This is a genomic window from Hoeflea ulvae (assembly GCF_026619435.1).
Lineage (GTDB): Bacteria > Pseudomonadota > Alphaproteobacteria > Rhizobiales > Rhizobiaceae > Hoeflea > Hoeflea ulvae.
This window is the reverse complement of the sequence record NZ_JAOVZQ010000001.1, coordinates 1,021,854-1,042,303: the sequence shown is the minus strand read 5'-3', so window position 1 is coordinate 1,042,303 and position 20,450 is coordinate 1,021,854. Positions and strand designations below refer to the sequence as shown.

Genomic DNA, 20,450 nt, shown 5'->3' with positions numbered 1-20,450 from the left:
GAGTGTGGCAAGGAGTGGCAGATGTACCGCGCGCTGACCCGTGAGATCGAAGTGACCGTGGAGCCGTATTATCTCGAGGACCAGTCGGACCCCGAGGATGGCCGCTATGTATGGGGTTACCGCGTCGTGATCGCAAACCATTCCGACAAGGTCGTCCAGCTTCGCAGCCGGCATTGGCGGATCACCGACGAATACGGCATTGTCGACGATGTCCGCGGCCCCGGTGTGGTCGGCGAACAGCCGGTGCTCGGCCCCGGCGACACCTATGAATATTCCTCCGGTTGCCCGCTGGATGCGCCTTCGGGGGTCATGGTCGGCTCCTACCAGATGCAATCGGCCGAAGGTGAGCTGTTCGATGTCGAGATTCCGGCCTTCTCGCTGGACCTGCCCGGCATGGCAAGAACGCTGAATTGACGGCTCTTTCCGATCTTCGGCCTGTCATGCTGGTCACCGGCGTGCTCGTCGCGGCCCTGGGTGCGGCGATGCTGCTGCCGGCGCTGGTCGATCTGGCGGCAGACAATGACGACTGGATCATCTTTGTCAGCGCGGCCATGGTCACCATGCTGTTCGGGCTCGGCCTGTTTGTCGCCAGCCGTGGCGCGCCAAAGGGGCTTTCGACCCGGCAGGCCATGCTGATGACGGTGTTTTCCTGGCTGATGCTGGTCACCTTCGGCGCGCTGCCGTTTTTGTGGTCGGGCATCGTGCCGAGCTACACCGACGCCTTCTTTGAATCCATGTCCGGGCTGACCACCACCGGGGCCACGGTGATCACCGGTCTCGACAGCACCCCGCCGGGCCTGCTGTTCTGGCGCGGACTGCTGCAATGGCTCGGCGGTCTCGGGATCATCGTGATGGCGATCGCCGTGCTGCCGATGCTGCAGATCGGCGGCATGCAGCTGTTCAAGGCCGAGGCCTTCGACACGGCCGAGAAAATCCTGCCGCGCGCCACCCAGATCTCGACATCGATCACGCTGGTGTTCATCGCCATGACCGGAATCTGCGCTGTCGCCTATATGGCGGTCGGCATGGCCGCCGACGACGCGGTGATCCATGCCATGACCACGGTGGCGACGGGCGGTTTTTCCACCAAGGATGCCTCCATCGGCTATTTCAACAATCCGGCTGTCGAGTGGATTGCGATCGTGTTCATGGTGCTGGGCTCGATTCCCTTCATTCTCTATGTGCAGATGCTGCAGGGACGGTTCCGGCCCTTCCTTGTCGATGACCAGGTCAAGGGCTTCATGGGCTTTCTCGCCGGCGCGGTGATCGCCGGCTGGATGATGGCCCATTTCAGCGAGAACCATATCGGGGTCGAGGGATTGCGGCACTCCGCCTTCAACGTGGTCTCGATTGTCACCGGAACCGGATATTCCTCCACGGATTACGGCCTCTGGGGGCCGCATGCGGTGGCGTTCTTCTTCATCATCATGTTTGTCGGCGGCTGCGCCGGCTCGACCTCCTGCGGCATCAAGATCTTCCGCTTCCAGGTGCTGCTCGAGGCGATCCGCCAGCATATTTCGCAAGTGATGTATCCCCACGGGGTGTTCCGCGCCCGCTTCAACGGCAAGCCGATCGAGCAGCGGGTCATCGCTTCGGTGATGAGCTTCTTCTTCCTGTTCATGGCCTCCTTCATCCTGCTGGCGATCTTGCTCAGGTTGAGCGGGCTGGACACGACGACGGCGCTGTCGGGAGCGGGAACCGCCTTGTCCAATGTCGGTCCGGGGCTGGGCGAAATCATCGGCCCATCCGGCAATTTCAAATCCCTGAGCGATCTGCAGAAATGGCTGCTTGCCGGCGGCATGTTGCTCGGCCGGCTGGAACTGTTCACCGTTCTGGTGCTGTTTCTGCCGCGGTTCTGGCGGTCCTGATCCGGGTCAGGCGCGGCCCGCTGCCGGACGGCGGCCATAAAGGAACGACAGAGCGCGGGCAAAATCATCCCCGATGCCGACCAGTGCCGGCACCAGGAACAACACCAGAAGCGTGGTCATGGCGAGGCCGAAGACGATGGTGATGGCCATCGGCAGCAGGAACTGGGCCTGCAGGCTGGTCTCGTAAAGCAGCGGCAACAGCCCGCCGATGGTGGTCAGTGAAGTCAACAGCACCGCGCGCAAGCGGTCGCGGCTGGCGCCGACGGCGGCTTCGGCAAGGCTGTCGCCCGACGCGCGGCGCTCCTCCAGCCGGTCGACCAGGATGATGGAATCATTGACCAGAATGCCCGCCAGCCCGAGCAGGCCGATAAAGGACAGGATGGTGAGCTGATAGCCCAGCACCCAGTGGCCGAAGATCGCGCCGACGACGCCAAAGGGGATGATCAGCAAGACCGCGATCGGCCGCCAGTAGCTCGCGAATACCCAGGCCAGAATGATATAGATGACGCTGAGCGCCACGGCGACGCCGATCCTGAGATCGGCGAATGCGTTTTCCTGCTCCTCCGAGCGTCCGCCGAAGGAATAGCTGACGCCGTGGCGCGCCGCCACCAGGTCAAGGCTGCCGCTGGCCGTCAGTTGCTCCACCACCGCGCCGGTGGTGGTCACCGCCGTGTCAATGTCGCCGGTGACCGAGATGGTGCTTTTGCCGTCGCGGCGCTGGATCGCGGAGAACCCCTGTCGGTCGGTCATCTCGACTACTTCCGACAACGGCACGAAGGTGCCGCCGGGGCTTTGGAGTTCAAAGTCGCGCAGCGCCTGCGCACCGGGCGACGCCGGCACCTGAACGAGACGCACGGTGACCTCGTCACTGCCGCGCGGGAAGCGGAACGGCACCGCCCCGTCAAAGGCATTGCGGATCTGCCGGCCGACATCCTCGATCGAAAAGCCGAGCGCTGCACCCTGCGGGGTCAGTTCCATGACAAGCTCCGGCTTGCCCCGGGGAAGATTGTCATCAAGCCCGGTGATGCCGTTGATGCCCGACAACAGCGCAACCACATCGGCCGCCGCGGTTTTGAGCGCCGCCACCCGATCCCCCTGCAGCCGCACCTCGATGTCTCTGCCCGGAGGTCCGCCGCGCGATTGCGCAACGGTGAACCGGCTCACGCCGGCCACGTCCGGAGCTGCCTTGCGCCAGGCATTGACAATGTCCGGGGTGCGCACGTCGCGCTCTTCCGAGGTGGTGAGCTGCACCTGGATGCGGGCCGTGGCGCTGCCGCTGCGGCTTGACGCCCCGAAGGTGGTGAAAACCGCACGTATCGAGGACGGCCCGTCTCCGGCCAGTGCGATGTCGGCCCGGCGCAGGGCCTGTTCATGCGCGGCGATTGCCTTGAGTGCCGTGTCTTCAGGCAAGCCGGCATTGAAGATCAGCGTGCCGTTGATATTTTCGGCTTCCGGTGACGGAAAGAACACGAATTCGACACGTCCCGAGCGGACCAGGCCGATGGCGAGAACCATCACCATGACCAGCGCGATGGAGAGCGTGACGTAACGCCAGTCCCAGGCCAGTTGAACCAGACGCGAGAAGGGCCCGGTGCGGAACCGGTCAAAGCCGGCGTCGAAGGCGCGGCGGAAACGGCTCTCACCGGCAGCCTCGACGCGGCCATTCTTGTCGGCTTTCCGCCGCCGCAGGGCCAGCAGACCCCATTCCATCAAGGTCGCCAGGGCCAGCGACACCGTCACCACAATGGCCATGCGCGCAGCCGCGGGCAAGCCGGCATAGTCACGCGCCGCAGATCGCAGGCCGGAATCGCTCGCTCCCAGCGCCAGATCGACGGCCAGACGCCCGGAGACGCCGATGAGGAACACCATCAGCACCAGCGCAATCAGGAACTGGCGCCACCAGGACCAGCCCGGCGCTTTGCGCCCAGCCAGCGAATTGGCCAGATGCCCTGGCAGGATCAGAAAGCACTCAAGCAGGCTTGCGACCAGAACTGCGATCACCACCATCGGCAGCACCGCCATCATCTGGCCGATGGTGTCGCCGATCAGCAGGATCGGGGCAAAGGCGGCCAGCGTTGTCGACATCGCCGCGATCACCGGGGTGAACATCATGCTGACGCCGTTCTCCGCCGCCGTTTGCGGATCGTCGCCCAGCTCCAGCCGGGTCGCGGTGTGTTCGCCCACGACAATGGCGTCATCGACAATGATGCCGAGCATCATGATCAGCGAGAACAGCGACATCATGTTGATGGTCTGGCCGGAGGCATACATGAAGCCGATCGTTGCGAGCATCGCCACCGGAATGCCGGCGGCGACCCAGAAGGCAATGCGGGCATTGAGGAAGACGAACAGGATCGCCACCACCACCAGCAACCCGCCGAGCCCGTTCTTGACCAGCAGCCAGATCCGCGCGGCGAGCGCGTCGGAGGCAACCTCATAGGTAGCCAGCTCGACGCCGGGCGGCAGTTGCGGCGTGATCTCCTCGATATAGCCCGACAGGATCGCCGCGGTCTTGAGCGTGTCGGCGGTGGGCGCACGCCGGACATCGAGCTCGATCGCCGGCGATCCACCCGCCAGGCCGCGGGTGTCGTCGGCATCGAAACCGTCGGTGATGGTGGCGATGTCGCCGAGCAGCACCTTTTCGCCGCCGGTGAAGGATTTGACCTCGACATCGGCGAGTTCGCGCGCGCCCTGGGCATCCGCCAGGGTCCGCAACTGACGGTCGACGGCGCCTTCCACCGTTCCCGAGGGGAGGTCACGGCTGTTGGCGGCAATCGCGGTCGAGACATCGGAGATCTTCATGTCCAGCCGCCGGAGTTCGATCTCCGGCACCTCGATGCGGATCTCGGCGCTGCGCAGGCCGGTGAAATTGATCTTGTCGATGCCGCGATCAATCAGGTCATCGCGGATGCGCTTGGCCCAGGTGCGCTTGACCACCTCGTCGGCGGCGCCAAACACGGCAAGCTTGGCGACACTGTCGAAGAACACCGACCTTGATATCGTCGGCTCCTCGGAATCCTCGGGCAGATTGCCCACCGCCTTGACCGCTGTTTCGACGTCGGTCATCGCCTGGGTCATGTCGGTGGATTCGGTGAACTCGAGCCGCACCGTGGCGGAGCCCTCGGCGGCAGTGGAGGTCATCCGGTCAACGCCGGAGACATAGCGCACTTCCGGCTCGATCAGGGCCAGGATGTTGGTCTCGACATCCTCGGCGCTGGCGCCAGACCAGGCGACGCCGATGCTGATGGTCGGCCTGTCGATGGTGGGGAAAAACTGCGTGTTGATGCGGGCAATCGAGAAAGCGCCGAACAGGATCATCAGCACCATCAGCAGATTGGCCGCATTGGGGTGCCGGATGAACGTGCTGACCAAGCCGCGACCGCCAGCCCGCCCGCGGCCGGAGGTGCCGCCGGCGCTCATTGGCCGCTGTCCGTGTCCGCCTCGGGCGACGGCGCGGCTTGCACCGGCGGGCTGCCTGCGGAGGGTTCACGCACGCGCACGCCCTCGGTGGCCTCGGTCAGGCGCGTGACCAGCACGGTGTCGCCGTCCTCGAGCTCGCCATCGACAATGGCATCCTCGCCGTCCCAGGCAATCAGCCGGACGTCGCGGCGCTGCAGCTTGCCGTCCTTGACGATGAAGACGTGGTCGGAATTGCGCAGCGCGGTTTCGGGCAGCCGGAAGGTTTGCGGCCAGATGCGATCGGGCACCACCAGCGAGACAAAGGCACCCGGACGCAGTTTGACGGGATTGTCGACCTGGGAGATGCGGGCAAACACCTCGACGCCGCCGCGCTCGGCCGCAACCCGCGCACCGATGCGGTCGATCACGGCCGGCCAGGTGTAATCGGTGCCGCCGACACTCCAGTTGACCTCGACCTTGCGGCCGATCAACGGGTCGGCATCGGTCGCCATGCGGCCATATTGGGCATTGGTCAGGGTAAACCGCACATCAAGCGCTGTGTCATCATAGATCGAAACCAGGGCCTCGTTGGCATTCACTGACCGGCCGGTCTCGACGGATTCTTCGGAAATGATGCCGTCAAACGGCGCAATCAGCGCGGTTTCCGCCAGCTTGCGCTCCGCTTCGCGGACTTTCCATTCCAGCCGCTCGGCATTTGCCTCCTGCTGGGTGCGCTGCGCCTCGGCGATCAGGATATTGCTGCGGCGCTGGCCAGAAGCCTGTTCGCGCTGTGACAGGATAAGCCGCCGCGCATCGACTTCCTTGTCGGTCAGGGCGCCGGAATCGGCCAGCGACAAGGCCCGTTCGAGATCGGCGCGGCCCAGCTCCAGCTGCGCGTCGGCCGCCTCCAGCTGCTCGCGCTCCGCAGCCAGCCGCGCGTCGATCTCGGCGATGGCCGCGCGGACGGAGGCAAGATTGGTGCGGGCTTCGAGCAAGGCGCCTTCATAGGCAAAGGCATCAACACGCAGCAACACCGTGCCCTTGGCGACGCGGCGGCCGGCGACCAGATCAGGATGGATCTCGACCACGTCGCCGCTGACTGCGGTGCGCAGTTCGACATCGCGGCCGGCATCGACCTGGCCGTAAAGCCGGATCTCGGGGCGATTGTCAGCGCGCGCGGCGGGCATGGTGTCGACGGTGTAGACCAGAGGCGTGAACGCGCGCGGCGTCCGCTCCGGCCTGGATGCGGCCATGCGCTCCATGACCACCCACCCGCCGGCGAGAACCAGCGCCATCAGCGCAAATTGCGCCACAGGCCGCAAGAACCGGAAACGGGCTGACCCGGCTTTCTTCGCATCCCCACCAGCTGGCAGGGTCGCGCGCGTCTCTGTCCTTTCGGACAGGGGCCTGTCGAGCATGGATCTCCTCCGTTATCGTTCAACAGGTAACGCAATGCCCCAACATGGCAAATTAAAGTTTTGTCATGTTAGGGCAAAGCTGGCTCACCCGCCAAACTCGGCCGGATCGAACTTGTAGGCTGTCGAGCAGAACTCGCACTGCACCGTGATTTCGCCATCCTCAACGCTGTCGGAGATTTCCTCGGCGGAAAAGCCGCTGAGAACCTCGCCCAGCCGCTCGCGCGAGCAGCTGCACCGGTCGAACACCTTAACAGGCGGATAGACCTTGGCGCCGCGTTCATGAAACAGCCGGTAGAGCAGGCGTTCGGCGCCGACTTCCGGATCGGTCAGTTCACCGGGCTGCACGGTGCCGACAAGCGCCTTGGCCTCGGCCCAGCCGTCATCATCATTGTGGAACGGTTCCTCAATGCCCTCGGGCGCATCGCCGCCGGGAAGGTCGGGCTGGCGCATCCGCTCGGGTGACTGCGGCAGGAACTGCACGACGATGCCGCCGGCGCGCCAGCTCTGGCGCGGGTTGCCGTCGCTGTCGCGGTCAAACAGTTCCCCCACGGCCAGCCGCACGAGCGTCGGGATCTGCTCGGACTGGCGGAAATAGGTCTCCGCCATGGCTTCCAGCGTTTCGCCCTTCATTTCGACAATGCCCTGATAGCGCTGCATGTACTCGCCCTGGTCGATGGTGAAGGCGAGCACCCCGGTGCCGAGCAACTCGGCAGGGCTGGTCATCCCCGCGGCCTGGGCTGCGGCAAGGCGCTCTTCGTCAAAACGGGCGTAGGCTCGCAGGTTTCCCGGCGTGGTGAAGTCCGCCACGAGAAGATCCACGGGGCCATCGCCCTTGGTCTGGACAATCAGCTTGCCCTCGAATTTGAGCGAGGTCCCGAGCAGCACCGTCAGCGCGATGGCTTCGGCAAGCAGCCGCGCCACGGGCTCCGGATAGGAATGCCGCGCAAGGATTGCATCGATCATCGGTCCAAGCTGCACGGTGCGTCCGCGCACATCCAGACCGTCCACATCGAAGGGCAGAACACTGTCGTCTCCGGCGAAGCCAGGCTCGCCGAGGGTTTGGATATCGGTTTCCATCATCATTCCCGATTGTTGAGCGTGTTGCGTCCTGCCCTGATTGTCCAGGCATGATCCGCGTTCACATTACAAACGGCGCATATAGGTACTGTCCGGCAAAAGCGCCAGAGGGCTAAAGGACGCCCATGCACCAGCGCATCACCGCCTTTTGCGCATGAAGCCGGTTTTCGGCTTCGTCAAACACCACCGATTGCGGTCCATCCATCACCCCGTCGGTGACCTCCTCGCCACGATGGGCCGGCAGGCAATGCATGAACAAAGCGTCCGGATTGGCTTTCGCCATCAGGCTCTCATTGACCTGATAGGGCAGGAAGACATTGTGGCCGCGGGCCTTGTGTTCCTGGTTCATCGACACCCAGGTGTCGGTGATGACGCAGTCGGCGCCCTTGATGGCACGCTCCGGATCGGCGCTAAGGTCGATCTCGGCACCGAGCTTGCGGGCATAGTCGACATATCGTGCATCGGGCTCGGAACCTGCCGGTGTGGCAATCTGCATCCGGTAGCCGAACTGGCCGGCGCCCTCGATCAGCGAATGAAGCACATTGTTGCCGTCACCGGTCCAGGCCAGGGTCTTGCCTTTCACCGGGCCGCGATGCTCCTCGAAGGTGAGAATATCGGCCATGATCTGGCAGGGATGGGTGTCATCGGTCAGCGCGTTGATCACCGGTACGGTGGCGTGCTCGGCCAGTTCCAGCATGCGCGAATGGTCAAGCGTGCGGATCATGATCATGTCGACATAGCGCGACAGCACCTTGGCGGTGTCGGCAATGGTCTCGGCGCGGCCCAGCTGCATCTCTGTGCCCGAGAGAAACAGGGTCTCGCCGCCGAGCTGGCGCATGCCGACATCGAACGACACCCGGGTGCGGGTCGAGGGCTTTTCGAAGATCATCGCCAGCATCTTGCCGGCGAGCGGGCGATCGCTCTCAGCGTCTGCCTTGGCGGCGCGCGCCGCATCAAGCATGGCGCGCAGATCGGCCGCGCTGACAGCGGAGAGGTCAAGAAAGTGGCGGGTTCCGTCGGATTTGGTCTGCGTCATGGGATCCAGTCCGGTTAAGGGGATTTGTGAGACAGCATGTCGAGCGCCGCCTCTATTCTGGAAAGGGCTTCTCGGGCCTCTTCGGCGGTCACGATCAGGGGCGGCAGCAAGCGGACGACATTGTCGCCGGCGGGCACGCCGAGCAGGTTTTCGTTGCGCATGGCCATCACCAGATCGGCATTGGATTTGGCGCACTGGATGCCGAGCAGCAGGCCTGTTCCGCGCACGTCCTTGATCAGATCCGGATAGCGGTCCTTGAGCGAGGCCAGTCCCTGCCGCAACAGCAGCGCAATGTCGTTGACATGCGGGAGAAAACCCTCGTCGAGGATGACATCGAGCACGGCGTTGCCGACCGCCATGGCGAGCGGATTGCCGCCATAGGTGGTGCCATGGGTGCCAAAGGTCATGCCGTCGGCGGCCTCGGCGGTGGCCAGGCAGGCGCCGAACGGGAAACCGCCGCCGATGCCCTTGGCAATCGCCATGATGTCGGGCTCGATCCCGGCCCATTCATGGGCGAACAGCTTGCCGGTGCGTCCGACACCGGACTGGACCTCGTCCAGAACCAGCAGGATCCCCTGTTCGTCGCAGAGCTCGCGCAGCGCCCGCAGGGTCTCGCTCGACAGCGGGCGGACACCGCCCTCGCCCTGCACCGGCTCGACAAGAATGGCTGCGGTGTGTTCGGTGACGGCCGCCTTGACGGCGTCGAGATCATCAAACGGCACCTGATCGAAACCCTCGACCTTCGGGCCGAAGCCCTCAAGATACTTGGCCTGGCCGCCGGCGGCGATGGTTGCCAGTGTGCGACCATGAAACGCGCCTTCCATGGTGATGATGCGGTAGCGCTCCGGCTGGCCGTTGACATAGAAATGTCGGCGCGCGGTCTTGATGGCGCATTCGAGTGCTTCCGCGCCTGAATTGGTGAAGAACACCTTGTCGGCGAAGGTCACCCGGGTGAGCCGTTCGGCCATGCGGGTCTGGCCAGGAATTTCGTGGACATTGGAGAGATGCCACAGCTTGTCGGCCTGCGCCTTCAGCGCTTCGACAAGATGCGGGTGAGTATGGCCGAGCGAATTGACGGCGATGCCTGCGGCAAAATCGAGATAGCGCTCACCGGTATCTGTCTCCAGCCAGACGCCATGCCCGCGTTCGAACACCAGCGGAACCCGGTTGTACGTATCATAAAGCGGCTTGACATCAGCCATGGCGCTCATCTCCCATTGGACACCGGGCATCGGTGCTTTGACCGACGCTTGGCGGAGGTTGTTGCGTTCCGCCCAGTCACCCAGTGCCGGAAAACCAAAAATGCCGCCCATTCCGGGGCGGCGTGGGCACTATTTACATTTCGGTCTGGACTGTCAATGAGCCGGGGCTCCGCCCCCGCAACACCCGCCGCGTTCTGCATCATACCATGGCCCGGGCCGATTGCGCGGCGGCTTGAGAAGCGTGGCAAGGCCGGGGGACTTGCTTTTTCGGTAAGTTGGGGAAAACCGCAAAAAGGAATCACCATGATTCGCCTGACTCTTGTCATAAAGTCATGCGACCACTAAGTTGAAAACATGAATTAGACGTTCGCGGCGGACCCTATTCACCTCACAGCAACCGAGCGTATGAGCTCCGGACATCCGGAGCTGCGGTGAGGGATTCTGCCATCCCGGAACACGGGATATACGGAGACCAAGGCATGAACTGGACTGATGAACGGGTTGAGAGACTCAAGAAACTCTGGGCAGACGGGCTGAGCGCCAGTCAGATCGCGGCACAGCTTGGCGGCGTCAGCCGCAATGCGGTGATCGGCAAGGTGCACCGCCTCAACCTTCCCGGCCGGGCCAAAAGCGGTGGTCAGTCGGCAGTGCGCACCAAGCGCACAACCGCAGCACCGCGCGCACCGAATTACGCCGGACGCACGGCCACACAGACAACCCGCACCGTCAGCCGCTCAAGCGGTGGCGCGGCCCTGAAGGAAGAGCTTGACGTCGTCGCCGTGGAAGATGTCGACACACGGCCGATCGACGATGTCGTGGTGCCGATCTCGCGTCGCCTGACGCTGATCGAACTTTCCGAGCGGACCTGCAAATGGCCGCTCGGCGATCCGTTGCAGGACGGCTTTCACTTTTGCGGCAATGATTCCGGTGAAGCGTCGCCCTATTGCGGCTACCACGCCAAGCTGGCGTTCCAGCCTTCCAGCGAGCGCAAGCGCGCCCGCTGAACCGCGCTGTATCGAGGATTTGCAAAGCCCGGATCGCATCGATCCGGGCTTTGTACGTTTGGGGACCGGTGACGCCAGCGATCAGACCCGCTGACGCGGAGATCACGGCTGGCGCAAGATGCCGGCCGCGCTGGTGATACCATCATCGGCTGACGCCTTGCGTCAGGCCTCGATCGAATAGCCGGCGCCGCGCACGGTGCGGATGGTGTCGCGCATGCCCGACAGATTGACCGCCTTGCGCAACCGGCCGACATGGACATCGACCGTGCGTTCGTCGACATAGACATCATGGCCCCAGACGCCATCGAGCAGTTGCGCCCGCGAATAGACCCGGCCCGGCGAGCTCATCAGATATTCCAGAAGCTTGAACTCGGTCGGCCCCAGCTTGACGTCACGGCCGCGACGGCGCACCCGGTGGGTTTCGCGGTCCAGCTCGATGTCACCGACCTTGAGCTGCGTCGAGATGCTTTCGGGCCGCGCCCGGCGCAGCATGGCCCGGACCCGGGCCAGCAATTCGGGGGTGGAGAACGGCTTGACGACGAAATCGTCGGCGCCGGTTGCAAGTCCGCGGACCCGTTCGCTTTCCTCGCCGCGGGCGGTCAGCATGATGATCGGCAGGCGTTCGGTTTCAGGCCGGGCGCGCAAACGCCGGCACAGTTCGATGCCGGAAATCCCCGGCAGCATCCAGTCCAGGATCAGGAGATCCGGCACCCGTTCCTGCAGCCGGATTTCAGCTTCGTCACCGCGCAAGACGGTATCAACCTCATACCCTTCGGATTCCAGATTGTAGCGAAGCAGCACCGAGAGTGCTTCCTCGTCCTCGACAACGGTAATGCGTGGGCTCATGGCCATGATCAGCTTACTCCCCGCAGTATCACGACGCGCCCGGACCGGGCGCGATCATGCTGGCGGTGTCATCGTCCTTGGGACGGTCAGCGGACAGCTGCTCGCCGGTGGCAACATAATAGACCGTTTCGGCAATGTTGGTGGCGTGATCGCCGATCCGCTCGATGTTCTTGGCGCAGAACAGCAGATGGGTGCAGGCGGTGATGTTGCGCGGATCTTCCATCATGTAGGTCAGCAATTCGCGAAACAGCGAAGTGTAGATGGCGTCGATTTCCTCGTCACGCTCGCGGATGCTGTGCGCAAGTTCCGGCGAGCGGGTGGCAAAGGCATCAAGCACTTCCTTGAGCTGGGTCAGCGCCAGTTCGGCCAGGTGCTCGAGCCCGCGCACCAGCTTGCGCGGCTGCGCCATGGTGTGGACCGCGATCACCCGCTTGGCGATGTTCTTGCCGAGATCGCCGACGCGCTCGAGATCGGAGGCGATGCGGATCGAGCCGATGATTTCGCGCAGATCCGACGCCATCGGCTGGCGCTTGGCGATGATCAGGACTGCCTTGTCGTAGATCTCGCGCTCCCCCTCATCCAGCAGCAGGTCTTCGGAGATGACCCGTTGCGCCGACGCCGTGTCGGCATTGACCAGCGCCGCGACTGCGTCTGCGACCATGCGCTCGGCGATGCCGCCCATTTCCGACAAGCGGCGCACAAGGAAGCGGAGTTCGTCATCATAGGCTGTGACGGTGTGAGCTTCGGGCATTGTGTGATCCTTCAATCCTGTATTCGTGACATGCGCGGCAGTCGCCTTAGCCGAAGCGGCCGGTGATGTAATCCTGGGTCAGCTTGGTGTCCGGATTGGTGAACATCTTGTCGGTCGGGCCTTCCTCGACAAGTTTGCCGAGGTGGAACATGGCCGTGCGTTGCGACACACGGGCTGCCTGCTGCATGGAATGGGTGACGATGACGATGGTGTAGTTTTCGCGCAATTCATCGATCAGCTCCTCGACCTTGGCCGTGGCGATCGGGTCGAGCGCCGAGCAGGGCTCGTCCATCAGGATCACTTCGGGGCTGACGGCGATGGCGCGGGCGATGCAAAGCCGCTGCTGCTGGCCGCCCGACAGGCCGGTTCCCGGCTCATGCAGGCGGTCCTTGACCTCGTTGAACAGGCCGGCCTTGATCAGGCTGCGCTCGACGATCTCGTCCATCTCGGCGCGGGTGGTGACCTGGCCATGAATGCGCGGACCATAGACGACATTTTCATAGATCGATTTGGGGAACGGATTGGGCTTTTGAAACACCATGCCGACGCGGGCGCGCAGTTCGACGACATCGATCATCGGGGCATAGATGTTCTCGCCATCGAATGTGATCTCGCCGGTGATGCGGCAGATGTCGATGGTGTCGTTCATCCGGTTGAGGCAGCGCAGGAATGTCGACTTGCCGCAGCCCGACGGGCCGATCAGCGCGGTCACGCTGTTCTTGCGGACCTCGAGATTGACGTCGAACAGCGCCTGTTTCTCACCGTAGTAGACGCAGACATCGGTGCCGCGCATCTTGATCTCGAACTGGTCAACCGCTGCGGTGACCGCTCTTTCCGTAGCCGCTTCCGACATGATGTTCATCTCCGTCTTCCCTTCAACAATTTCAGTATACTCAGGGCTTGGTCGTTTGTGCGATTGCATCTTTGGCATCTACCAGCGGCGTTCAAAGCGGCGGCGCAGCAGAATGGCTATGGCGTTCATGATCAGGAGAAACACCAGCAGCACAATGATGGCGCCCGATGCCCGCTCGACAAAGGCCGGATCGCCGCGCTGGGTCCAGTTGTAGACCTGGACCGGAAGCGCCGATGCGGGATCAAAGAAGCCTTCCGGCGGCGCGCCTGGATATTCGCGCACGAAGGCCACCATGCCGATCAAGAGCAGAGGTGCTGTTTCACCCAGCGCCTGAGCAAGCCCGAGGATCGTGCCGGTGAGAATGCCAGGTGCTGCGAGCGGCAGGACGTGGTGAAAGATTGCCTGCATTTTCGATGCGCCGATGCCAAGCGCGGCATCGTTGATCGAGGGCGGCACCGCCTTGAGCGCGGCGCGGGTGGCGATGATGATGGTCGGCAGCGTCATCAGCGTCAGCACAAGACCGCCAACAATCGGTGCGGACTGTGGCAGGCCGACAAAATTGATGAAGATCGCCAGGCCGAGAATGCCGAAGACAATGGAGGGAACCGCAGCCAGATTGGCAATATTGACCTCGATCAGGTCGGTCCAGCGGTTTTGAGGCGCGAATTCCTCAAGATAGATCGAGGCGGCGACGCCGATCGGCAATGCCAGCACCAGCACGATCAGCATCATATAGGCCGAGCCGAGAATGGCAACGCCCAGACCGGCTGCTTCCGGCCGCGTGTCGGAGGCATCGGGTGCGGTGAAGAAAGACCAGTTGAAGCGCGATTCCAGAATGCCGGCCTGTTTGAGCTCGTCGGCCAGCTGCAGTTGCGCGGGCGAGATATTGCGGTCAAGCGCCGCCGATTCCATGCTTACGCGGCCCTTGTAGTAGCCATCGATGCGGCCTGACGCGAGCATGTTGAAGGACACCGTCTTGCCGATCTGCGTCGGGTCAGCCAGAACGAAATGGCGCAATTGTGCAGGCGCCTCCTTGGAAATCAGCGCGAAGGCTTCTTTGGCATCAACCCCTTCCACCGCAATGCCGCGCTCGTCCATCATCGTCTTGAGCGATGCCTGGATCAGCGGCTGGATGGTGAATGTGGTAATCTTCTGCAGATCCGCCGGATCAAGATTGCCCTTCTTGTCGAGCTTGGCCGGGTCGAGATAGACATCCATGGTCACATAGGTCTGGCGGAACGACGACAGGCCGTTCGAGAGGATCGACGTCATCAGGCCGACCAGCGCCAGCAGGCCGAACACGACAGCCGCCAGACCCATCAGCCGGAAACGGCGTTCCGTGCGGTGGCGTTTGCGGGTCCGCGCCCCGACTTCGAGCAGCGATCCGCCTTTGCCGCCGCGGAGTGCCGCCTGCGTATTGGCTGTGACTTCGGTCATTCGTACTGCTCCCGGTATGTGCGCACGATGTACAGCGCCAGAATGTTCAGGCAGAGGGTGAAGACAAACAGGGTCAGGCCGAGCGCAAAGGCGACCAGCGTTTCCGGGCTTGCAAATTCGGTATCGCCGGTGAGCTGGCTGACGATCTTGACGGTGATCGTGGTCATGGCCTCGAAGGGATTGAGATCGAGGCGGGCCGAGGCGCCTGCCCCCATGACGACGATCATGGTTTCACCGATGGCACGGCTGGCAGCGAGAAGGAAGGCGCCGACAATTCCCGGAAGTGCCGCGGGCAGGATCACCTGCTTGATGGTTTCCGACTTTGTCGCGCCCAGACCGTAGGAGCCGTCGCGCATCGCCTGCGGCACGGCGTTGATGATGTCGTCCGATAGCGACGAGATGAACGGAATCAGCATGATGCCCATCACCAGACCGGCCGTCATCACCGACGAGGACGAGGTCCCCAGGCCCAGCGGCTGGGATATCCAGTCACGCAGGAACGGTCCCACCGTGATCAGCGCAAACAGGCCGTACACGATGGTGGGGATCCCGGCCAGCACCTCGATGGCGGGCTTGGCGAAACTGCGCAGCGAAGGGCCGGCATATTCGGCCAGGTAGATCGCGATCATCAGGCCGATCGGAACAGCAAACACCAGGGCGATAAACGAGACATAGAGCGTGCCCCAGAGCAGCGGCAGGAAGCCAAGGTCTGACCCGCCGCGGAACTGCGGGTTCCAGGTCGTCGACAAGAAGAAATCCTCGGCCGGATACATTTTGAAAAACGAGATGGATTCAAACAGCAGCGAGCCAACGATGCCGACCGTGGTCAGGATGGCGACCAGCGATGAGCCCATCAGCAGCGCCTTGACGAAGGTCTCGCTGATATTGCGTGCCCGCAATTTCGGCTGGATCCGGGCCCAGGCCCAGTAGCCAAAGCCGAGCGCCACGACCAGAACCGCAGTGTTGCGCACCAAATCGGCGGTGAGCTCGATGTCGCGATACTCCTTGGCCACTTCAAAGACGGCCGGCGAGACATCGGAGCCCAGCGCCACGCCGACGGTGGCGAGACGTGCGCGAATATCGGTGGCATCGGCGCGCATCAAAGTGAGATCGTCTTCCGACAATTCGCCCTGGGTCACGAGATCGCTCAGGCCGCCGGCGATGCGGCGCACATCGACCATGACCAGGCTCTTGGCGCCGCCATCGGGGATGGCGCTGTCGGGAATCTTGCCGCTGATGCTGCTTTCGATGAGAACCGGCTGCAAGAACAACCATGCGCCGAGCAGGAAAAGCGCGGGCACGGCCAGAAACAGGGCGACAGACTGGCCGTAATAGACGGGCAGCGAATGGAGCTTCGCGCCATCGCGTTTGGCCAGGCTCAGCGCGCGCTGCCGGCCGGCAAAATAGGCGATGATCGCCAATCCGAGCACGATGAGAACGAGAACACTGGATGTCATGTCAGGCTGCCCTGTTTGCGAGGAAAGGGCGGCGCTGGACGCGCCGCCCCTTTAGGCGTCATAGGGATCAGTTGAGCGCAGCCATCGGGGTGCGATTCTGGATCATTTCCTGGGTCTTGGCCAGTTCAGGATCGGAGACCAGTCCATAGGCAGCCAGCGGGCCGTCGGGACCGGCAATCTCGTCAGACAGGAAGAATTCGATATATTCCTGCAGGCCGGGGATCACGTCGAGATGCGCGTTCTTGACGTAGAAATAGAGCGGCCGTGAAACCGGATACTCGCCCGAGGCAATGGTTTCGGTCGAAGGGTTGACGCCCGACATGGTGGCAACCTGAAGCTTGTCGGTGTTGTTTTCATAAAACGACAGACCGAACACACCGATGGCGTTCTTGTTGGCGTCGATGCGCGACAGGGTTTCGGTGTAGTCGCCATCGATATCGACCGATGCGCCGTCGGTGCGCAGCGCGGTGCAGCCCTTGGCCTTTTCGTCGCCTGCGGCCTTGAAGGCTTCTTCGGCACCGGTTGCTTCGCAGCCGGCTTCGAGAACCTTGACGTCGAAGACTTCGCGGGTGCCGTGCTTGGTGCCCGGGATGAAGGCAAGGATGTCCTGGGCCGGCAGGTCGGGATTGACGTCAGCCCATGTCTTGGCGGTGTTGTCGACCAGTGCGCCGTCCTTCATCACCTTGGCGGCGAGAGCGTTGTACCAATCGGCCGGAGTGAAAGCGAAGCCGGCGCCGTTGATGTCGGAGGCGAAGACGATGCCGTCATAACCGATGCGGACTTCCTGGATATCGGTCACACCGTTGGAGGCGCAGAGATCGATATCGGACTGCTTGATGCGCGAAGACGAATTGGCAATGTCGATGGTGTTTTCGCCAACGCCTTCGCAGAGCTTCTTGCGGCCTGCGCCCGAACCGCCGGATTCGACAACCGGTGTCGGGAAGCTGAAATTTTCACCGAAGGCTTCGGCAACGATCGAAGCGTAAGGCAGGACAGTGGAGGAACCGGCGATCTGGATCTGGTCGCGGGCGACAGCGGCGCCGGCGAAAGCCGTGGAGGCTACAAGTGCGGCAGCGGCGAATTTGAGTGCGTTCATAAGAATCTCCCGTCGTGGGTAAAAGTGGCGAGGCTCTTTGCTGGAGCCGTTTGTCAGCCATCTAAGGCTGGCCCTTTCTAGGCCCTCCGGGATTCCGTTTTATGACACTTGCATCACCGTTTTATGACAATCTACCTGCTTGATTTTACTTGTATATTTCCTTGGATGCGACCGCTTCCCCCTGGTCGGCCGGGTTGAATTTGACACAGAAGGTCGATCCTTCGCCCGGTGTGGAGCGGATGATGAGCCGGGCGCGGTGCCGTGTGAGAATATGCTTGACGATCGCCAGGCCCAGGCCGGTGCCCTTCTTGGTCCTGCTGGTCTCGACATCGACCCGGTAGAACCGCTCGGTGAGACGGGGCACATGTTCCTTGGCTATTCCCGGGCCGAAATCCTGAATGGTGACCTGCGGGCCTTCCTTGTCCATGTCGGTGACAGTCACCTCGACGCGCTTGCCGGTCTGGCCGTATTTGCAGGCATTCTCGACCAGGTTGGAAAACACCTGGATCAGTTCGTCCACGTCGCCGCTGATCATCACGGTATGATCCGGCAAGCTCAGTTCGATCTCGACGCCGAGCTCGTTTGCCATCGGCCGCAGGCTGTCGACCACATGGGTGACGGTGCGGCCGAGATCGACCTGGCCTTCGGGCGCCACATGGGCGCGCATCTCCAGCCGTGACAGCGACAGCAGATCATCGATCAGGCGGGCCATGCGCTGCGCCTGATCCAGCATGATCGCGAAGAAACGGATCCGCGCGGCTTCGTCATCGCGTGCCGGACCCTGCATGGTCTCGATGAACCCCATCAGCGAGGCGAGCGGCGTTCTGAGTTCATGACTGGCATTGGCGACAAAATCGGTCCGCATCCGATCCATCCGCCGGGCTTCGGTGAGGTCGCGAAAGGTCAGCACGAAAAGCCCGCCGCCGCTATCCCGATCACCGGCAACAGGGGCGACCCTGACTTCATGCCAGCGTTCGGACGGCACCCGCTCGGCGTGTTCGACGCTTTCGGGCACCCTGCGGTTCACCACCCGGGCAACCAGATCGAGGATCGCCGGCGAGCGGATGCGCGCCGACAGCGATGCGCGGTCGGGATAGGCGCCGACAAGCGTGCGGGCGGCGGCGTTCTGGCGCACAACCTGTGTGTCGGCATCAAAGACGATGGTCGGCAGATCCAGCGCTTCGACCACGGCAAAATCGGTCAATGAAGCAGTCTTGGCCTGGCCGGCAGCCTGCAACTGCCTTGCCGCCCTGCCCGTGGGCCAGACCAGAAGGCCGGCGGCGAAGACGCCATAGCCGATAATCGCCTGCCAGGGCTCCAGTCCGGCGGGAACCGCGGCAACCGCGATCACCGACCCGACGGCCAGAGGCCGCCCAAGCTCCCTGACCCGGGCGCTCAGCCTGGTGGCCGTCCCAGTTTCGTTCGTCGCGTCCCGCCTGGTGTCAACCATGTGCCATGGGCTCCCGCAGTTCAAAATGGCCGATTCGTCCACTTGTTTACCTGCACTGCTTGAAATCACAATGACGATGTGGCCTTTCATGCATGAGGGCTTGCGCCCAAGATTGACCAAACCAGGGTAATGATGATGTCCAACACGCGCACAGAAACCGACAGCTTTGGCCCGATCGAAGTGTCATCCGACAAATATTGGGGCGCTCAGGCGCAACGCTCGCTTGGCAATTTCAAGATCGGCTGGGAGAAGCAGCCGCTGTCGATCGTGCGGGCGCTCGGCATCGTCAAGCGCGCCGCGGCGGAAGCCAACATGGATCTCGAACGGCTGGATCCGAAGCTCGGCGCGGCAATAGTCGGCGCCGCCCAGGAGGTGATCGACGGCAAGCTCGACGCGCATTTCCCGCTGGTGGTCTGGCAGACCGGGTCGGGCACCCAGTCGAACATGAATGCCAATGAGGTGATCTCCAACCGCGCCATCGAGATGATGGGCGGCGAGATGGGCTCGAAGAAGCCGGTCCACCCCAATGACCACGTCAATATGAGCCAGTCCTCCAACGACACCTATCCGACAGCGATGCACATCGCCTGCGCCGAGCAGATCGTTCACGTGCTGCTGCCGGCCCTCAAGCACCTGCACACGGCGCTCGAGGCAAAGGCAAAATCATTCTCCGGGATCATCAAGATCGGCCGGACCCATACGCAGGATGCGACGCCGCTGACACTGGGTCAGGAATTCGGCGGCTATGCCGCGCAGGTGACGTCCTCGATCAGGCGCATCGAGACGACACTGCCCGGCCTGCAGGAACTGGCCCAGGGCGGCACCGCGGTCGGCACCGGGCTGAATGCGCCGGTCGGCTTTGCCGAAAAGGTGGCCGAGCGCATTGCCAGCATCACCGGCCTCCCGTTCGTGACCGCACCCAACAAGTTCGAGGCGCTGGCGGCGCATGATGCGATGGTGTTTTCGCATGGCGCAATCAATGCGGCAGCCGCAGCCTTGTTCAAGATTGCCAACGACATCCGCTTTCTGGGATCAGGCCCCCGGTCGGGACTGGGTGAATTGTCGCTGCCGGAAAACGAGCCCGGCTCCTCGATCATGCCGGGCAAGGTCAATCCGACCCAGTGCGAGGCAATGACGCAGGTCTGCGTGCAGGTGTTCGGCAACAATGCGGCGCTGACCTTCGCCGGCAGCCAGGGCCATTTCGAGCTCAATGTCTACAATCCGGTGATGGCCTATAATTTCCTGCAATCGGTGCAATTGCTGGCGGACGCCTCGGTCTCCTTCACCGACAATTGCGTCACCGGCATCGAAGCCCGCGAGGACAACATCAAGGCGGCGCTCGACCGGTCGCTGATGCTTGTTACCGCGCTGGCGCCGACCATCGGCTATGACAATGCGGCCAAGATCGCCAAATCGGCCCACACCAACGGAACCACCCTGCGGGAAGAGGCTCTCAAGACCGGCCTCGTGACAGCCGAGGATTACGACCGTATTGTCCGTCCTGAAGACATGACCCATCCGGGTTGACCGATTTTCGCCACTCCGCGCGTTATGTG

Annotated in this window: 16 protein-coding genes; 4 read left to right on the top strand and 12 right to left on the bottom strand. The window is 63.0% G+C overall.

The window, feature by feature from the left end:
• Nucleotides 1-21 precede the first annotated feature (21 nt).
• Nucleotides 22-414 carry a Co2+/Mg2+ efflux protein ApaG gene (apaG, locus tag OEG82_RS04930; protein ID WP_267611333.1) on the top strand — a complete coding sequence of 131 codons (393 nt, stop codon included), beginning with the start codon at nucleotides 22-24 and terminating at the stop codon, nucleotides 412-414.
• On the top strand, nucleotides 411-1,868 hold the full coding sequence (locus OEG82_RS04925) for a TrkH family potassium uptake protein (RefSeq protein WP_267611332.1): 1,458 nt from the start codon (nucleotides 411-413) through the stop codon (nucleotides 1,866-1,868). The genes apaG and OEG82_RS04925 overlap by 4 nt, the downstream gene beginning before the upstream one ends.
• A gap of 6 nt (nucleotides 1,869-1,874) precedes the next feature.
• Here the strand turns inward: OEG82_RS04925 and OEG82_RS04920 are convergent, their stop codons facing one another.
• The 5 genes from OEG82_RS04920 to OEG82_RS04900 form a co-directional block, all read right to left on the bottom strand.
• Entirely contained in the window at nucleotides 1,875-5,288 is a 3,414-nt protein-coding gene (locus OEG82_RS04920; protein ID WP_267611331.1) for an efflux RND transporter permease subunit, read from the bottom strand.
• A complete protein-coding gene (locus OEG82_RS04915) occupies nucleotides 5,285-6,685 on the bottom strand; it encodes an efflux RND transporter periplasmic adaptor subunit (RefSeq protein ID WP_267611330.1) in 1,401 nt (466 codons plus the stop codon). The genes OEG82_RS04920 and OEG82_RS04915 overlap by 4 nt, the downstream gene beginning before the upstream one ends.
• 84 nt (nucleotides 6,686-6,769) lie before the next feature.
• Nucleotides 6,770-7,762 (bottom strand): Hsp33 family molecular chaperone, encoded by a 993-nt coding sequence (locus OEG82_RS04910; RefSeq protein ID WP_425497545.1) that lies wholly within the window; start codon nucleotides 7,760-7,762, stop codon nucleotides 6,770-6,772.
• Nucleotides 7,763-7,874: 112 nt separating this feature from the next.
• Nucleotides 7,875-8,798, bottom strand: coding sequence for an ornithine carbamoyltransferase (gene argF / locus OEG82_RS04905; protein WP_267611328.1), 924 nt, complete (start codon nucleotides 8,796-8,798; stop codon nucleotides 7,875-7,877).
• Between the two features lie 14 nt (nucleotides 8,799-8,812).
• The gene (locus OEG82_RS04900) at nucleotides 8,813-10,000 is read right to left on the bottom strand and encodes an aspartate aminotransferase family protein (protein WP_267611327.1); all 1,188 of its coding nucleotides are present in this window, start codon (nucleotides 9,998-10,000) and stop codon (nucleotides 8,813-8,815) included.
• A gap of 479 nt (nucleotides 10,001-10,479) precedes the next feature.
• On the opposite strand from OEG82_RS04900, the gene OEG82_RS04895 reads away from it, so the two are divergent.
• Nucleotides 10,480-11,004: a GcrA family cell cycle regulator gene (locus OEG82_RS04895; RefSeq protein WP_267611326.1), complete on the top strand. Its 525-nt coding sequence runs from the start codon at nucleotides 10,480-10,482 to the stop codon at nucleotides 11,002-11,004.
• Between the two features lie 162 nt (nucleotides 11,005-11,166).
• On the opposite strand, the gene phoB is transcribed toward OEG82_RS04895, so the two are convergent.
• From phoB to phoR, 7 genes are all read right to left on the bottom strand, one after another.
• A complete protein-coding gene (gene phoB, locus OEG82_RS04890; protein WP_267614871.1) occupies nucleotides 11,167-11,850 on the bottom strand; it encodes a phosphate regulon transcriptional regulator PhoB in 684 nt (227 codons plus the stop codon).
• A gap of 28 nt (nucleotides 11,851-11,878) precedes the next feature.
• A complete protein-coding gene (gene phoU / locus OEG82_RS04885; RefSeq protein ID WP_267611325.1) occupies nucleotides 11,879-12,601 on the bottom strand; it encodes a phosphate signaling complex protein PhoU in 723 nt (240 codons plus the stop codon).
• Nucleotides 12,602-12,647: 46 nt separating this feature from the next.
• The gene (gene pstB / locus OEG82_RS04880) at nucleotides 12,648-13,463 is read right to left on the bottom strand and encodes a phosphate ABC transporter ATP-binding protein PstB (protein WP_267611324.1); all 816 of its coding nucleotides are present in this window, start codon (nucleotides 13,461-13,463) and stop codon (nucleotides 12,648-12,650) included.
• 69 nt (nucleotides 13,464-13,532) lie between these two features.
• Nucleotides 13,533-14,891 carry a phosphate ABC transporter permease PstA gene (gene pstA / locus OEG82_RS04875; RefSeq protein ID WP_267611323.1) on the bottom strand — a complete coding sequence of 453 codons (1,359 nt, stop codon included), beginning with the start codon at nucleotides 14,889-14,891 and terminating at the stop codon, nucleotides 13,533-13,535.
• Nucleotides 14,888-16,348 (bottom strand): phosphate ABC transporter permease subunit PstC, encoded by a 1,461-nt coding sequence (gene pstC, locus OEG82_RS04870; protein ID WP_267611322.1) that lies wholly within the window; start codon nucleotides 16,346-16,348, stop codon nucleotides 14,888-14,890. Before pstC ends, pstA begins: the two co-directional genes overlap by 4 nt.
• A gap of 67 nt (nucleotides 16,349-16,415) precedes the next feature.
• Nucleotides 16,416-17,444 (bottom strand): substrate-binding domain-containing protein, encoded by a 1,029-nt coding sequence (locus tag OEG82_RS04865; protein WP_267611321.1) that lies wholly within the window; start codon nucleotides 17,442-17,444, stop codon nucleotides 16,416-16,418.
• 145 nt (nucleotides 17,445-17,589) lie between these two features.
• Nucleotides 17,590-18,894, bottom strand: coding sequence for a phosphate regulon sensor histidine kinase PhoR (gene phoR / locus OEG82_RS04860; protein WP_267611320.1), 1,305 nt, complete (start codon nucleotides 18,892-18,894; stop codon nucleotides 17,590-17,592).
• A gap of 129 nt (nucleotides 18,895-19,023) precedes the next feature.
• Here phoR and fumC point away from each other — a divergent pair, with 129 nt between their 5' ends.
• Nucleotides 19,024-20,421: a class II fumarate hydratase gene (fumC, locus tag OEG82_RS04855; protein WP_267611319.1), complete on the top strand. Its 1,398-nt coding sequence runs from the start codon at nucleotides 19,024-19,026 to the stop codon at nucleotides 20,419-20,421.
• Nucleotides 20,422-20,450 lie beyond the last annotated feature (29 nt).

Coding starts and splice junctions, on each gene's coding strand:
- OEG82_RS04865 (WP_267611321.1), bottom strand. CDS start 17,444: ATGAACGCACTCAAATTCGCCGCTGCCGCACTTGTAGCCTCCACGGCT.
- OEG82_RS04900 (WP_267611327.1), bottom strand. CDS start 10,000: ATGGCTGATGTCAAGCCGCTTTATGATACGTACAACCGGGTTCCGCTG.
- argF (WP_267611328.1), bottom strand. CDS start 8,798: ATGACGCAGACCAAATCCGACGGAACCCGCCACTTTCTTGACCTCTCC.
- phoB (WP_267614871.1), bottom strand. CDS start 11,850: ATGAGCCCACGCATTACCGTTGTCGAGGACGAGGAAGCACTCTCGGTG.
- OEG82_RS04920 (WP_267611331.1), bottom strand. CDS start 5,288: ATGAGCGCCGGCGGCACCTCCGGCCGCGGGCGGGCTGGCGGTCGCGGC.
- phoU (WP_267611325.1), bottom strand. CDS start 12,601: ATGCCCGAAGCTCACACCGTCACAGCCTATGATGACGAACTCCGCTTC.
- OEG82_RS04915 (WP_267611330.1), bottom strand. CDS start 6,685: ATGCTCGACAGGCCCCTGTCCGAAAGGACAGAGACGCGCGCGACCCTG.
- pstA (WP_267611323.1), bottom strand. CDS start 14,891: ATGACCGAAGTCACAGCCAATACGCAGGCGGCACTCCGCGGCGGCAAA.
- OEG82_RS04910 (WP_425497545.1), bottom strand. CDS start 7,762: ATGGAAACCGATATCCAAACCCTCGGCGAGCCTGGCTTCGCCGGAGAC.
- pstC (WP_267611322.1), bottom strand. CDS start 16,348: ATGACATCCAGTGTTCTCGTTCTCATCGTGCTCGGATTGGCGATCATC.
- apaG (WP_267611333.1), top strand. CDS start 22: ATGTACCGCGCGCTGACCCGTGAGATCGAAGTGACCGTGGAGCCGTAT.
- fumC (WP_267611319.1), top strand. CDS start 19,024: ATGATGATGTCCAACACGCGCACAGAAACCGACAGCTTTGGCCCGATC.
- phoR (WP_267611320.1), bottom strand. CDS start 18,894: ATGGTTGACACCAGGCGGGACGCGACGAACGAAACTGGGACGGCCACC.
- pstB (WP_267611324.1), bottom strand. CDS start 13,463: ATGAACATCATGTCGGAAGCGGCTACGGAAAGAGCGGTCACCGCAGCG.
- OEG82_RS04895 (WP_267611326.1), top strand. CDS start 10,480: ATGAACTGGACTGATGAACGGGTTGAGAGACTCAAGAAACTCTGGGCA.